This window comes from Vibrio sp. Y58_MX_L22 (assembly GCF_024181865.1).
Classification (GTDB): Bacteria; Pseudomonadota; Gammaproteobacteria; order Enterobacterales; family Vibrionaceae; genus Vibrio; species Vibrio alginolyticus.
Genome location: NZ_JAMZAN010000009.1, coordinates 128249 through 141665, shown reverse-complemented (window position 1 = coordinate 141665; position 13417 = coordinate 128249). Strand labels below are relative to the sequence as shown.

The following is a 13417-nucleotide window of genomic DNA, read 5'->3' as shown; positions in this document are numbered from 1 at the left end:
TCATCAACTACAGTGAGTTTAAAAGCGAGGGAGTAATCGCGCTGAGTTCTTTTAGTTGTTGATTTCATAACACTCTCCAATTTTGGGGGTGGAAAGTGTCAACCTTATTTAGGACGGCACACACATATAGAAAGAGGCTCATTAACGTGAGCCTCTTTTTTATCTGTAAAATTCTATCTATTCAGGTTTGTAGAAAGCTTGATGACGAAAACGCCTAACGCTTCAATTGACAAGAGTTATAAACAAATTGGTTCGTAGTGGGCTGCCGTTAAGTTGGCTTTGATTTTTTCACGTAGAGCGATGTGGGCTGGGTTGTTTACCTCTCGCTTATGGTAGACGAACTTGTAAGGGATAGAGCGTATCGAAATGGGGCAGGGCAAAATTTGAAGTTTGAGCGCTTTGCTCCACTTGTTTGCAAAAGATTGAGACACGATCCCTAAACTGTCTCTTTGGGCGACATACAGCGCCATGCCCGCTAGCGAAGATGTGATCAAGTCGACTTTTCTTTCTTGAATTGTTTCCTTTGCTAGTTGCTCGAACCCCGACATGTTGTTCCATTTTCCTGAAAATAAACAGTGAGTTTCCTCATAAAATTGCTCTTTTGTGAGCGTGCCGTGTACACGGGGATGGTTCTCACGACAGATAACCACGGCTTCTTCCTCATAGGCATCTTCAATAATAAACGCTGCATCTTTCGTGATCACCGTATCGATTACTAGATCGACTTTTTGTTGTCTTAACAGCTCAAATAATAGGAATTTTTCGGGTGGTGATTCATAAAAAATAGTGTTCTTTATCGGGTCCATAATGTGCAACAAAATTTCCGAACAACACACTTCAAAATGATTTTTATCAGATATCGCATTGTCAATAATATTAACCGCTTGCTGGAATTGCGGCAGTAATTGATAAGCGGTGGAGGTTAGTGCGATACCGCGCCCTTTTTTAACGAATAATTGCTTATCTACGACTTGCTCTAAACGCTTTATTGCAGCGCTCACAGCAGGTTGCGTAAGCCCCAATTGTTCCGCGGCTTTTGTATAAGATTGGAACTCCGCGACAACAAGAAAAGTTTGGATCAAATTCAAGTCCATAACGTTACTCATAAATTTAATTTATAGGTTAACTAATTTTGACTGCATTTATCGCCTGAAATTAGTGCTTTATCTTATATCAACAATGGTATTGAAAAGCGAATACCATTTTTTACGCACTAGCGAACTCTTGGAGATAATATGAAAAATGCGACCAAAACGAGCAGTAAAAAACTCGTACTTAACGCATGTACGTTAGCATTAGGCGCTGCATCTGCAGTTGCACACGCAGCGGACAAACCCAACATTCTTGTCATCTTTGGTGATGATGTTGGTTACTGGAACCTTAGTACCTACAACCAAGGCATGATGGCGTACAACACGCCAAACATCGATAGCATTGCTAAAGAAGGTGCGAAGTTCACTAACTTCTACGCACAGCAAAGTTCGACAGCAGGCCGTTCTGCATTCATCACTGGTCAAATGCCAAAACGTACTGGTCTATCAAAAGTGGGCTTACCAGGCGCTCCGGAAGGTATCTCGGAAAAAGATCCAACGATTGCAACCATGCTTAAGCAAATGGGTTACGCAACCGGACAATTTGGTAAGAACCATTTAGGTGACCGAGACGAACACCTTCCTACCAACCACGGTTTTGATGAGTTCTTCGGCAACCTATACCACTTGAACGCGGAAGAAGAGCCAGAGAACGTGGATTACCCTAAAGATCCAGAGTTCAAGAAAAAATTTGGCCCTCGCGGCGTTATCCATTCTTACGCTGACGGCAAAATTGAAGATACCGGCCCTCTAACTCGCAAACGTATGGAAACAGTAGACGGTGAGTTCCTAGAAGCGGCTGAAACGTTTATCGATAAGCAAGTTAAGGCAGACAAGCCATTCTTCGTTTGGTTTAACACCACTCGCATGCACAACTTCACGCACGTTCCTGAAGAGTACCAAGGTAAAACCGGTGCTGGTTTCTACGCTGACGGTGTGAAACAGCACGATGACCAAATCGGCGAACTACTGAAAAAAGTGAAAGATCTTGGTGTTGATGACAACACTATCATCGTTTACACCACAGATAATGGCCCGATGGTTGACCTATGGCCAGACGCAGGTATGACGCCATTCCGTAGTGAGAAGAATACAGGTTGGGAAGGCAGCTTCCGTGTTCCTGCTCTTATCAAATGGCCTGGTCACATCAAAGCTGGCGAAACCTTTAATGGCATGATGTCTCTTGAAGACTTCTTCCCAACATTGGTGGCAGCAGCAGGTGACACTAAAGTTAAAGACGAGCTACTGAAAGGTAAGAAAGTTGGCAAGATGAACTACAAAGTTCACCTAGATGGTTACAACCAATTGCCATACATCACAGGTAAGTCAGACAAGTCTGCTCGTAACGAATTCGTTTACTGGAGTGATGACGGTGACTTGGTTGCACTACGTTACGGTAAGTACAAATACCACTTCATGATCCAAGAAAATGAAACGGGTATGGATGTATGGCGTAAACCATTCACTAAACTTCGTGTTCCATTGATCTTCGATTTGAGCATCGACCCATTCGAACGTGGTGACCAAGGTATGGGTTACTCTCGTTGGATGTACGAGCGCTCATTCCTAATGATGCCAGCGGTAGAGAAAGTGAAAGAGGTAATGGGTACGTTTAAAGAGTTCCCTCCTCGCATGGAAGCCGGTTCATTCGTACCTAAGTCTTCTAAGTAATAAAGAACATCGGTAATCCATAGCGCTCTTCGGAGCGCTATATACCCAAATAGCTTCCCGTTTACTGCACTACGCTTACGAGGTTATTTGGGTATATTTAATAGTGAGAAACGTATGAGTAAGATTTCCCCTCGCCATTCTACTACCATGCCTATTGTTCCTCTTAAAACGGCTTCTAAAGCACCAGTTTCGGGCGCGTATGACCGTCGATTCCATGTGATGGCAAAGCCGGGCGGAGCAAAATGCAACATCGATTGTCAGTACTGCTTTTATCTGCATAAAGAAAATCTACTGCACCAAGAAAAGCAGCCAAAAATGGACGACGCAACATTGGAAGCGTTCGTGAAAAGCTACATCGAAAGTCAGGATGGCGAAGAAATTGTATTCTCATGGCAGGGTGGGGAGCCAACGCTGCTTGGGCTGGACTATTTCCGCAGTGTCGTAGCTCTGCAAAAGAAACATCAGCCGAAAGGCGTTCGCATTGAAAACGACCTTCAGACCAACGGCATTTTGCTAAACGATGAGTGGTGTGCGTTTTTAAAAGAGCACAACTTCCTAGTTGGCTTGTCGATTGATGGGCCACGAGAGCTGCACGACAAATATCGCAGAACCCGCAGCGGTAAGCCGACGTTTGATCTGGTGATGAAAGCGGTAGATAAGCTCCAAGCGCATGGCGTGAAATTCAACGCGTTGGTGACGGTGAATCGACACAATGCGAAATACCCGCTCGAAGTGTATCGATTTTTAACTCAAGAATTGGGTGTGACTTACATTCAGTTTGCACCGGTGGTTGAAGCGAACGACTTCCAAACAACCGCACCGCAGTTTTGGAACGAACAGATGATCCCAACCAAAGGCAGTGATCTGGCGAAACCGGGTCATCCAATGTCTGTTGTGACGGATTGGTCGGTCGATCCTGAAGACTGGGGACGCTTTTTAATGGCGACCTTTGAAGAGTGGGTGAATAACGATCTTGGCCGTGTACTGGTTAACCTGTTTGAAACTGCGGTAGCGCAAGTAATGGGGAAACCGTCTCAGCTTTGCGTGACAGCTGAGTTTTGTGGCAAAGGCTTGGCGATTGAGCACAATGGCGACGTGTTCAGTTGCGACCACTATGTATACCCAGAATACAAGCTCTCCAACATTCATGAACACTCATTGAATGACATGGCCTTCTCTACACGACAATACACCTTTGGCATGGCAAAACGCGAATCTTTGCCGACGTATTGTAAACAGTGTCCCTACTTGCCTTATTGCTGGGGCGAGTGTCCGAAAAACCGTCTGATCAAAACGCCGAATGGCGAGGCTGGACTAAACTATCTGTGTTCGGGAATCAAAATGTTCTTTGATTACGCGTTACCGATGTTGGTTGGTCTTGCACAGCTTCTCCAATCTGAAGAACCGCAAAGATAACATAGTGAATATAACCTTAAGTTATTTCATTTGTTCTTATACTTAACTATTGAAAAGACGGCTTAAACCACTGAAAAGGTACCCTATGAACCACGCACAACAAGCGATAAAAGAACTCATCGAACAAACAGAAAAAAGCGTCATTGGACAAAGCCACGTGGTTCGAGCTTTAGTCATCGGGTTATTAACGAACGGGCACATTCTTCTAGAAGGTTTACCGGGAACGGCAAAAACACGTTCTGTAAAATCGTTGGCCAACTTGTTAAACACCAGTTTTGGTCGAATCCAGTTTACGCCGGACCTTTTGCCATCGGACGTGACGGGAACCGAGGTTTATCAAGAGTTGGATGGCAAGCCGCAGCTCCATTTTCAACCAGGGCCAATTTTTAACAGCATAGTGCTTGCCGATGAGGTCAACCGTGCGCCAGCCAAAGTACAAGCAGCACTACTTGAAGCAATGGCCGAAGGCACAATCACGGTAGGCGATAAAACTCACGTATTGCCAGACTTGTTTATGGTGCTTGCAACGCAAAACCCAGTAGAACAAGAGGGCACGTACCCGCTGCCAGAAGCGCAAATGGACCGTTTTATCATGAAGGTTACCGTCGATTACCCAGAAGACGACGCTGAACGTGACATCATCCGTTTGGTGCGCAGTGAAGAATTAGGTGCGGAAACCAGCAGCGAAATTATTACGCCAAAACACATCGAGCCAGACGTGGTGCTAGAAGCGCGCCGTCAGTTACCAAACATCGTGGTATCAGACCTAGTGGAAAACTACATTGTCGCGTTAGTGATGGCGACTCGTAAGCCAGAGCGTTATGCCGATTCAAACTTAGCAAAATGGATTGAGATTGGCTCTAGTCCCCGTGCTTCCATCGCACTAGACAAATGCGCTCGTGCGTATGCGTGGATGCAAGGACGTGACCATGTCACTCCTGACGATGTGCGAGCCATGGTTCCGTCTGTACTGGGCCACCGTTTTTCTTTGACCTACGATGCACTAGCAGACGGAGTCGATCACCAACGCGTCGTGCAAGAGCTGCTAGATTGTGTAGAAATTGGATAAGCGGGAGGCATTATGGCTAAGCCAACTCTTGCGCCAAAATCACAGGGGATGGATCCCCGTTTGTACTGCGATTACGCTCGCTTAGTACGTCTGCAAGCACAAGCAGAATCATTCAGTTTACTTCCTCATCTAAAAGCGGGCAGCGTACTCTCAGGCCGCCACAATTCGCTGTTTCGCGGTCGTGGATTGAACTTCGAAGAGCTGCGCCATTATCAATTGGGTGACGACATTCGTAACCTGGATTGGAAAGTCACGATGCGCACAGGCAAGCCGCACGTGCGCAGCTACACCGAAGAAAAAGATCGCAACGTGATCGTGTGTGTCGACCAGCGCAGCGCAATGTTTTTTGCTTCGACGCAAGTAATGAAATCGGTTGTCGCGGCAGAAATCGCGGCCATGTGCGGGTGGCGCGTGTTAAAAGATGGCGACCGAGTTGGTTTTGTCATCGCATCCCAACAGGCGTTGTTTCACAGCAAGGCGCAGCGTTCGCAAAACGATCTTCTGGCTCAACTTAAGCGTCTCGCTAAAGCCAATCAATCGCTCAATGTGGACTCCCGCAACTCCGAAAAAGTGACGTTCAGTCAATGGATTGAGCTCATTAAACGCATGAAGCTCAAACAATCCACTTTGATTTTTATCAGCGACTGGAGCGACTGCGAGGAGCACCATCTTGACCACCTTAAACAGCTACAACAGCACAACGATGTTCTAGCCGTGATGGTCAGTGACCCATTAGAACAAGCGCTACCAGACGATTTGGCAAAATCGAAATGGGTGGTTGGTGATGGGCAGTATCAACTCAATTTAGACAGCAAAGCAAAGGTAGAAGCCGCGAGCGCAAAGCTTGAGGCTCGAACTAGCTTACAGCGACAATCACTCTCTCAACTTATGGCGATGAAACACCTTCCGCACATCGAACTCGATACGACAGGCGAGCACATTAAACAATTTCAAAAACTGGTAGGAGGGCGTTAAATGAGTGGTCTTCCTACGCCTCCGAGTACCTACATACTCAGAGAGCTACATGATGTGGCCGTGCCACCAAGCGTGAGTTGGTATCCGCAAACTATTGGCTGGAAGATTTTAGCGGCGGTTGCGCTCATTGCATTGGTGTATGTCGCGTATCGTTTGGCTCAACAGTGGTGGTGTAACCGCTACCGACAAGAAGCTCTGCTGGCGATTTCGCAAATCAAACCGAGCGACAAAGGCATGCCTAAAGCATTGTTCTCTGTGCTTAAAATTGTGTTGATTCATGTTGATAGCCGTAACGCGAAATTGTTTGATACCGCCTTTTTGCGAAAGCTCGATGCGCTATATCCGCAAACCGGAGATTCTCAAGCAAACTCGCAAGTGGTCTTTAACGATGAGCTTTCAAAGCGCTGGCTACAAAGTATTGTTGACCCAAGCGTTATGCTAACCAACGAAGAGCGAGTAACGCTTATTGCTCGTGCGAAAAACTGGGTGAGTGAACACCGCTGTGATGCTCAAAAAAGCGCGGCAAAGAAATCTCCATTATTGAAACGCAAAGCAAATCAGGGAGGTCAACATGAATGATCTTCTTGCATCGCTAACTGGTTTGTCTGGTTTTGAATTTGCTCACCCAATGTGGTTTCTGATTTTGCCGCTGCCATTGGTGGTGTACTACTTGGTGCCTGCATATCGCACTAAGCAAATGGCGATCAAAGTGCCGTTTTTTAGTCAGTTGGTGGAAGCGATTGGCGAGACGCCGTCAGAAGGTGCAAGCCAGTTAACCCCAAGCTGGTGGCAACGAGCAACGTTAATTCTCTCATGGCTTTTGGTGGTGTGTGCGATGGCAAAACCCACCGTGTTAGGCGAGCCTCAAGTTCGCGAGAGTTTAGGGCGCGATGTTATGGTGGTGGTGGATCTTTCGCGTTCCATGGCTGAGCCTGATTTCACGTCTCGTACAGGTGAAAAAATTTCTCGCCTTGATGCGGCAAAAGAAGTGCTGACGGAGTTTGTTCAGTCTCGTAAAGGTGACCGATTAGGCTTGGTACTTTTTGGAGATGCCGCTTTCGTGCAAACGCCATTCACCGCAGACCAAAAAGTGTGGCTCGAACTGCTTAACCAAACCGATGTGGCGATGGCAGGGCAGAGTACCCATCTTGGTGATGCGATTGGCTTAGCGATTAAAGTTTTTGAGCAAAGCGATAAGTCGCGTGGTGCTTTAGAACAAGATCAAAACCGTGAAAAAGTCGCGATTGTATTAACCGATGGTAACGACACGGGCAGCTTTGTCGAACCGATTGATGCGGCGAAAGTTGCGAAAGCCAAAGGCGTGCGAGTGCACGTGATTGCGATGGGTGATCCGGAAACGATAGGTGAAACCGCGTTGGATATGGACACGATTCATCGCATTGCAAAAGAATCCGGCGGTGAAGCGTTTGAAGCACTCAACCGTGATGAACTGTCGGCTGCCTACGACGAGATTGGCAAACTGGAACCTCAACTTTACGAAAGCACCACATACCGCCCAAAACAAAGTCTTCACCATTACTTGATGGCGTTAGTGGTCATCATGCATTTACTCGCGTTCAGCGTCGCGACACTCAAAAGAAGGGCTGCAACACGATCATCATTAGGAGAGAGCGATGTTTGATTCTCTTAGTTGGACGCAATTCTTTACGCAGTTTCATTTTATTCGACCGTTGTGGTTACTTGCTTTGATCCCCATGTTTTTCTTGGTGTGGTTGCGCTGGCGAGAAGAAAGCAAACCAAGCTGGAAGGATGTTCTGCCCGAACATTTACGCAATGCTTTGACGATAGGCGAGCGAGGTTGGCGCAAGCAACTGCCGCTTAAGCTCTTGATGCTGATTGTGCTACTCGCCATTGTGATTTGTGCAGGCCCAACGTGGCAACGTGAATCTTCCCCCTTTGGCGAAGATAAAGCCTCTCTGCTTGTGGTGCTTGATAACAGCGACTCGATGCTGCAAAAAGATCTCCCACCAAGCCGCCTTGAGCGTTCCAAACAGAAAATACGCGATTTGTTAGTTGCGCGAAAAGGCGGAAAAACGGGTTTAGTCGTGTTTGCGGGCAGTGCTCATGTGGCGATGCCTGTGACTCAAGACAGCAAAGTATTTGACCCATTCTTGGCGGCCATTACGCCAGAAATCATGCCCGTGCAAGGTAAGCTTGCTGAAAAAGCCTTGCCGTTAATTGATCAACAATTGCAAGGTCAACCAGGCTCCACCGTTTTGTTGGTGAGCGATGGCGTGAACCCGGCCACGATTAAGCAATACCAAGCGTATTTTGCAGGCAAACCTTATCAACTGTTAATTCTTGCTGCGGGGAATACAGACATCGTGAGTAACAATCCGATGGATTTGGATTCTCTGCAAAAACTGGCCAGCCAGACCAACGGTCGATTGGTGGAAGTGACGGTCGATAACAGTGATATCGAACAACTGAATCGATACGTTGAGCGCAATATGCAGCTAAATGGCGAATCTTCAATGCCTTGGAAAGACATGGGTTATCAACTGCTGTTCCCAATCGCGTTGATCATGATGCTGTGGTTTAGAAAAGGGTGGTTAGTGCAGTGGTGCGTGATTGCAATGGTGAGCGGTACACTGTTGATGCCGACCAGTGCAATGGCGGAGAACATTTCTGTTAAAGCCGAACAGCCACAAGTTGTGCAAAAAGTGACGACCTTCGACAAGGTGGCGCAATGGTGGTGGGATTTGTGGCTGACGCCAGACCAACAAGGACAGCGTTTGTTCAACCAACAAGCGTATTTAGAAGCTGCGAAGCATTTTGTCGATCCATTACGTAAAGGCACGGCGTACTACTACGCTAGCGAGTTTGAGCTCGCGCACAGTGCGTTTTTGGAAATGCAAAACGACCCGTCCGAAGAGGTTAGAGATTACGGTCTTTACAATGCGGCGAGCGCATTGGCGCGTCAGCGAGAATATTTGGCTGCTCGTGACTTGTTAAAATCCCTAGCCAGTAAGCCAACGTTGAGCGAGTCGTTAAGACCTGATGTTGAGCACAACTTGAAAGTGATTGCTGGCATCGTCGATGAGATAAATCAGATGAGTGAAAGTCAAGCCGGAACAGAGCAAGAGGCGTCAACCGAGCTAGGCGACAACCCTCAAACCGCAGAAGGAGCGGATGAACAAACGTCAGCGGAGTTGATGATTAAAGAGACGTTAAGCGCAGACGACATCTTAGGTAGCCAAGAATTAGCCGACAAGTGGCTAAAGCGAGTCGAAGCGGATCCGAAGTATTTCTTACGCGCTAAATTTCAAATTCAATTACGCTCGCCAACAACGGGTAGCTCAACTACGACAACGGAACACAATACAGAGGAGGCTGCCCAATGATGATGAATGCCCATCGCGTTACCTCTTTTGCACTTCCTGCAAGGATAGTGGCATGGTTAGTGGTTTGTTTGAGTCTGTTCGTAAGTCGTCACGTTTTCGCTCAGGATATTTACGATCTTCAACGCAATCATGATGTTGAGTTGCAAGCGTGGGTTGGTCAACAACCAACGGCTGGAGAAAAGCGTAAAACGCCAAGTTTTAGTGTCAACGAGCAAGTCATTTTAACTATCGAAGTGGCAACGCCGCGCTGGTTTACGGGTGGGACGCGAATTGGCAGTATTGAAATGCCCAGTGTTATCGCCAAACAGCGTAATCAGTTAGCCACTAACTTCACGGAGCACAAGGGCGGACAAACTTGGTCGCGTCAACGCTGGGAAGTGACTTTGTATCCGCAAGCATCTGGTGATTTTGTGATTCCACCTGTCGCAGTGGGCGTTCAGGTGTCTGCGCCGGACGGCGAGAAGGTGTCAGGCACACTTTACACGCAGCCGATTAAGTTCAAAACCGTATTGCCATCGGGCCTGCTGAGTGGTGAGACACCTTGGTTTGCTGCAACAGATGTAGAGGTAAAGCAAGATTGGGATACCTCCACTGAGTCACTCAAAGTTGGGGATGCAATCACGCGTAAAATCACCATTTCTGCTCAAGATTCACTATCTGTATTGCTACCAGACTTGTTGAAAGGAGAATCAACAACCCGTTATCAAGCGTATCCTCAACCCCACCGTTTGACAGATACGCAAACACGTGGTGATTACCAGTCAACACGCGCAGAAGAGAGCGTGTACGTGATTCAACAAGGTGGTGAATTAACCCTGCCGGATTATGAGTTCCGTTGGTGGAACAGTAAGACTCAGCAAGTGGAAACGGTGATGTTAGAGGGCAAAACTTTTGCCGCGAAGCACACGTTGAAGTCCTTCATCAGAACGTACTTTGCATGGATTGTTTCCACGCTTGTGTTGCTGGGTTTTGTGATTATTTCATTGGTAGCCATTAAACGTTACTACCGCAACAGACCGACACCATCATGGTTGACGTTCCACCGTTTGTTAAAGGCTAAACGTTGGTCTGAAGCAAGGACCATATTGTACAAACAATTGCGTTTAAATACGGCAGAGCTGGAAATGAACAAAGCCGATACGAGTGAATCGTGGCAAAAAAGTGCGTCGCGAATGCAAAATGGTGAAAATAGCGCTCATTTACTGAAGTCGATGTGGCGCAAAATCCAGACCAAACAAAAACGCTTTAAATTCCGTATTCCGCGAGCGTTACCAGAACTGGACAAAGTCATTGGAAGAGATGGCAATGAATAAAACGGGGCGCTAATATAGCGCCTCGTTTTTATTAGAGAATAGAATTCAAATGAGCCAAGAGTTTATGCGCCGCGCATTAAAAGTGTCCAAAAATGCGCTTCCTGAATGTCAACCCAACCCGCCGGTTGGCTGCGTGTTAGTGAAAGACAATCAAATCGTTTCTGAAGGCCATACTCAAGCGATTGGTGGCAATCACGCGGAAGTAGAAGCGCTGAATGCGTATCAAGGCTCGTTAGAATCGGTGACGGCATACGTTACGCTGGAACCGTGTTCGTTTGTTGGTCGCACGCCAGCTTGCGCGGTGACATTAGTCAAATCCGGCATAAGCAAAGTCGTTGTAGCCATATTGGACCCCGACCCGCGCAACAGTGGTCGAGGTATCGAGATTCTAAAACAAGCAGGTATAGAGGTAGAAACGGGTTTATGCGGCGAGGAAGTCAGCGAGTTTCTTACCCCTTACCTAGGCAAAGCCTAAGTCAAGCTTTACGTTGCACTACGGTGCCAGTTTATGTAGTGAATGAAGTGCGTCAAAATTGAGTTAAAACTCATTAAAACAAGCGATACCGCCCATTTATTGCACTTGGCTACGTGAAGGATCATGCTGTTAGATTAAAATAGAGAAAGTGACTTTTGAAAAATTTAATAGCATGAAACCGACCGACCTTAATCTTATTCCCATTTTCACTGCCATCTATGAAGAGCGTAACTTGTCTCGGGCGGCGGCGCGTTTAAACATCACCCAGCCTGCGGTGAGTAAAGCGCTAGCAAGGCTACGTGATATCTACGATGATCCATTGTTTCATCGTTGCGTTAAAGGTGTCGAGCCTACCTCGTTTGCGATGGATATTTATCCTGCTCTTCTAGCTTCAGTACAAAATTTCACTTCGACATTATCGGCCTCTAGTGAGTTTGACCCTAAAGTGTCGAATAGAGTGTTTTCTATTGCCTGTGTGTCCGTTGCAAGCTTTGAGTTGCTACCTCAAGTCATGAAACAAATCCGTGTGTCGGCGCCAAATGTTGCATTAGAAGTACATCCGCTTTTTACGGAAGATTTTGAAAGTGATCTGCGGTTACAACGATACGATTTGATCATTGATATCACACCAAGAGCAAGAACGGTGCTAAAACTGGAAACTGTACTTACGGAGCGTTTGGTGGTGGTATGTAGCGAAGCGCATCCACGCCTGAATGACGAGATTACGGCTGAACAATTTTTTGAAGAAGAACACGTAGTGGTTTCGCAGTGGCAGAGTCGTAAGAGCTTGTTAAACGCCGATGACATTGTCGACTTGGATAAGAGAAAGATTAAGTATCGAGCCTCAGGCGTACTAGAAATGCTCCCAATTATTTGTGGTAGTGAATACATTGGTTTAATGCCAGAGTCGATGATCAACTTGTTCAATAACACCTATCATGTTAAATCTTTATCAATGCCATTTGATGAACAAATGTATGAGCTTTGCACAATCTGGCATCCTAGTCGCACAAACGACAGCGCCCATCAGTGGTTGCGTTCACAGATTAAGCAAGCAGGAAAAGTCATCAACCAATAGGAAGTGCAATGAAAAAGACAATACGTGCCATCCTTAACGGAAAAAAAGCTGGGAATCCAGAGTTAAGAGATGCAATCATGAAAATGAGAGACAAAGGCATCGACGTGCAGGTGCGTGTGACGTGGGAATCTCAAGACATGCCGCGGCTAGTGAAAGAAGCGGTTGATGAAGGCATTGAACGTATTGTTGTCGCTGGTGGCGATGGGACCGTCAATGAGGCGGCTTCTGCGGTTATTCAAATTGACGAAGAAAAACGCCCTGAGTTAGCCATTATTCCCCTTGGTACCGCCAATGACTTTGCTACCGCTATTCAAGTACCTAATTCCATTAAGGCGTCTTTATCTCTTGCTGTTGAGGGGCAGTCCGCTTTGGTCGATTGCGTCAAAGCGAACGATCGCTGCTTTATTAACGTGGCAACAGCAGGGTTTGGCGCAGAAGTTACAGCAGAAACGCCTGTTGAACTCAAAAACTTTCTTGGCGGTGGAGCTTACACGCTAACTGGTGTTGTAAAAGCACTTGGCTTTAAACCATATGACGGAACAATAACGATTGAAGGTGGTGCGTATCAGGGAGAAATGTTGCTCGGTGCGTTTTGTAATGGGCGCCTTGCTGGAGGTGGGCAAGAGTTAGCTCCAAAAGCGATGATTAATGATGGGCTGATGGATCTAACATTGGTGCGCCCATTTTTACCTCATGAGCTGCCTAAAGTAATCGACGAGATCAATAACCCGAGTGAGAAAGGAGAGTTTGTGAAGTACACAAGAGCAAGCTGGTTGGAGATAGACTTCCCGAATCCATTACCTCTTAATTTAGATGGAGAACCCTATCATTCGAGAACCATTAGATTTGATGTTCAGCCTAAGAGTATACGATTAGTCGTACCGCAAGATTGTCCTTGCTTGACTAGCTAAACGAGCGTTTTCCATGATTATTGCTTAACACAGCCACTAAAATGTGGCTGTGT

At 46.6% G+C, this 13417-nt stretch carries 12 protein-coding genes; 11 read left to right on the top strand and 1 reads right to left on the bottom strand.

Translation table 11 applies throughout. From position 1 onward, the window contains the following. Window positions 1–236: 236 nt before the first annotated feature. Window positions 237–1094, bottom strand: coding sequence for a LysR family transcriptional regulator (locus tag NL626_RS19060; RefSeq protein WP_025767859.1), 858 nt, complete (start codon window positions 1092–1094; stop codon window positions 237–239). A 141-nt stretch (window positions 1095–1235) separates the two neighbouring features. On the opposite strand from NL626_RS19060, the gene NL626_RS19055 reads away from it, so the two are divergent. The 11 genes from NL626_RS19055 (at window position 1236) to yegS (ending at window position 13364) form a co-directional block, all read left to right on the top strand. Further along, the gene (locus tag NL626_RS19055) at window positions 1236–2762 is read left to right on the top strand and encodes an arylsulfatase (protein WP_005454209.1); all 1527 of its coding nucleotides are present in this window, start codon (window positions 1236–1238) and stop codon (window positions 2760–2762) included. A 114-nt stretch (window positions 2763–2876) separates the two neighbouring features. Continuing rightward, window positions 2877–4178, top strand: coding sequence for an anaerobic sulfatase maturase (locus NL626_RS19050; protein WP_140072123.1), 1302 nt, complete (start codon window positions 2877–2879; stop codon window positions 4176–4178). Between the two features lie 85 nt (window positions 4179–4263). Then, window positions 4264–5247, top strand: coding sequence for a MoxR family ATPase (locus NL626_RS19045; protein WP_005376549.1), 984 nt, complete (start codon window positions 4264–4266; stop codon window positions 5245–5247). Window positions 5248–5259: 12 nt separating this feature from the next. Continuing rightward, window positions 5260–6222, top strand: coding sequence for a DUF58 domain-containing protein (locus NL626_RS19040; RefSeq protein WP_015313118.1), 963 nt, complete (start codon window positions 5260–5262; stop codon window positions 6220–6222). Continuing rightward, window positions 6223–6801, top strand: a complete 579-nt coding sequence (locus tag NL626_RS19035; RefSeq protein WP_031413214.1) for a DUF4381 domain-containing protein — start codon at window positions 6223–6225, stop codon at window positions 6799–6801. It abuts the gene before it with no gap. Further along, window positions 6794–7864 (top strand): VWA domain-containing protein, encoded by a 1071-nt coding sequence (locus NL626_RS19030; protein ID WP_253657651.1) that lies wholly within the window; start codon window positions 6794–6796, stop codon window positions 7862–7864. Before NL626_RS19035 ends, NL626_RS19030 begins: the two co-directional genes overlap by 8 nt. After that, window positions 7857–9587 carry a VWA domain-containing protein gene (locus NL626_RS19025; protein ID WP_253657650.1) on the top strand — a complete coding sequence of 577 codons (1731 nt, stop codon included), beginning with the start codon at window positions 7857–7859 and terminating at the stop codon, window positions 9585–9587. Before NL626_RS19030 ends, NL626_RS19025 begins: the two co-directional genes overlap by 8 nt. Beyond that, complete coding sequence (locus NL626_RS19020) at window positions 9584–10900, top strand: BatD family protein (protein WP_253657649.1); 1317 nt, start codon at window positions 9584–9586, stop codon at window positions 10898–10900. The genes NL626_RS19025 and NL626_RS19020 overlap by 4 nt, the downstream gene beginning before the upstream one ends. Window positions 10901–10949: 49 nt before the next feature. Continuing rightward, a complete protein-coding gene (locus tag NL626_RS19015) occupies window positions 10950–11375 on the top strand; it encodes a bifunctional diaminohydroxyphosphoribosylaminopyrimidine deaminase/5-amino-6-(5-phosphoribosylamino)uracil reductase RibD (RefSeq protein WP_253657648.1) in 426 nt (141 codons plus the stop codon). Window positions 11376–11547: 172 nt separating this feature from the next. After that, the gene (locus tag NL626_RS19010) at window positions 11548–12453 is read left to right on the top strand and encodes a LysR family transcriptional regulator (protein ID WP_005376541.1); all 906 of its coding nucleotides are present in this window, start codon (window positions 11548–11550) and stop codon (window positions 12451–12453) included. An 8-nt stretch (window positions 12454–12461) separates the two neighbouring features. Continuing rightward, window positions 12462–13364, top strand: coding sequence for a lipid kinase YegS (gene yegS / locus NL626_RS19005; RefSeq protein ID WP_206969611.1), 903 nt, complete (start codon window positions 12462–12464; stop codon window positions 13362–13364). The last annotated feature ends 53 nt before the right edge of the window (window positions 13365–13417 follow it).

Bases quoted from the DNA above. Each gene is read 5' to 3' on its own strand.
- NL626_RS19040 (WP_015313118.1), top strand. From the start codon at position 5,260: ATGGCTAAGCCAACTCTTGCGCCAAAATCACAGGGGATGGATCCCCGT.
- NL626_RS19010 (WP_005376541.1), top strand. From the start codon at position 11,548: ATGAAACCGACCGACCTTAATCTTATTCCCATTTTCACTGCCATCTAT.
- NL626_RS19055 (WP_005454209.1), top strand. From the start codon at position 1,236: ATGAAAAATGCGACCAAAACGAGCAGTAAAAAACTCGTACTTAACGCA.
- NL626_RS19025 (WP_253657650.1), top strand. From the start codon at position 7,857: ATGTTTGATTCTCTTAGTTGGACGCAATTCTTTACGCAGTTTCATTTT.
- NL626_RS19035 (WP_031413214.1), top strand. From the start codon at position 6,223: ATGAGTGGTCTTCCTACGCCTCCGAGTACCTACATACTCAGAGAGCTA.
- NL626_RS19060 (WP_025767859.1), bottom strand. From the start codon at position 1,094: ATGGACTTGAATTTGATCCAAACTTTTCTTGTTGTCGCGGAGTTCCAA.
- NL626_RS19045 (WP_005376549.1), top strand. From the start codon at position 4,264: ATGAACCACGCACAACAAGCGATAAAAGAACTCATCGAACAAACAGAA.
- yegS (WP_206969611.1), top strand. From the start codon at position 12,462: ATGAAAAAGACAATACGTGCCATCCTTAACGGAAAAAAAGCTGGGAAT.
- NL626_RS19020 (WP_253657649.1), top strand. From the start codon at position 9,584: ATGATGATGAATGCCCATCGCGTTACCTCTTTTGCACTTCCTGCAAGG.
- NL626_RS19015 (WP_253657648.1), top strand. From the start codon at position 10,950: ATGAGCCAAGAGTTTATGCGCCGCGCATTAAAAGTGTCCAAAAATGCG.
- NL626_RS19050 (WP_140072123.1), top strand. From the start codon at position 2,877: ATGAGTAAGATTTCCCCTCGCCATTCTACTACCATGCCTATTGTTCCT.
- NL626_RS19030 (WP_253657651.1), top strand. From the start codon at position 6,794: ATGAATGATCTTCTTGCATCGCTAACTGGTTTGTCTGGTTTTGAATTT.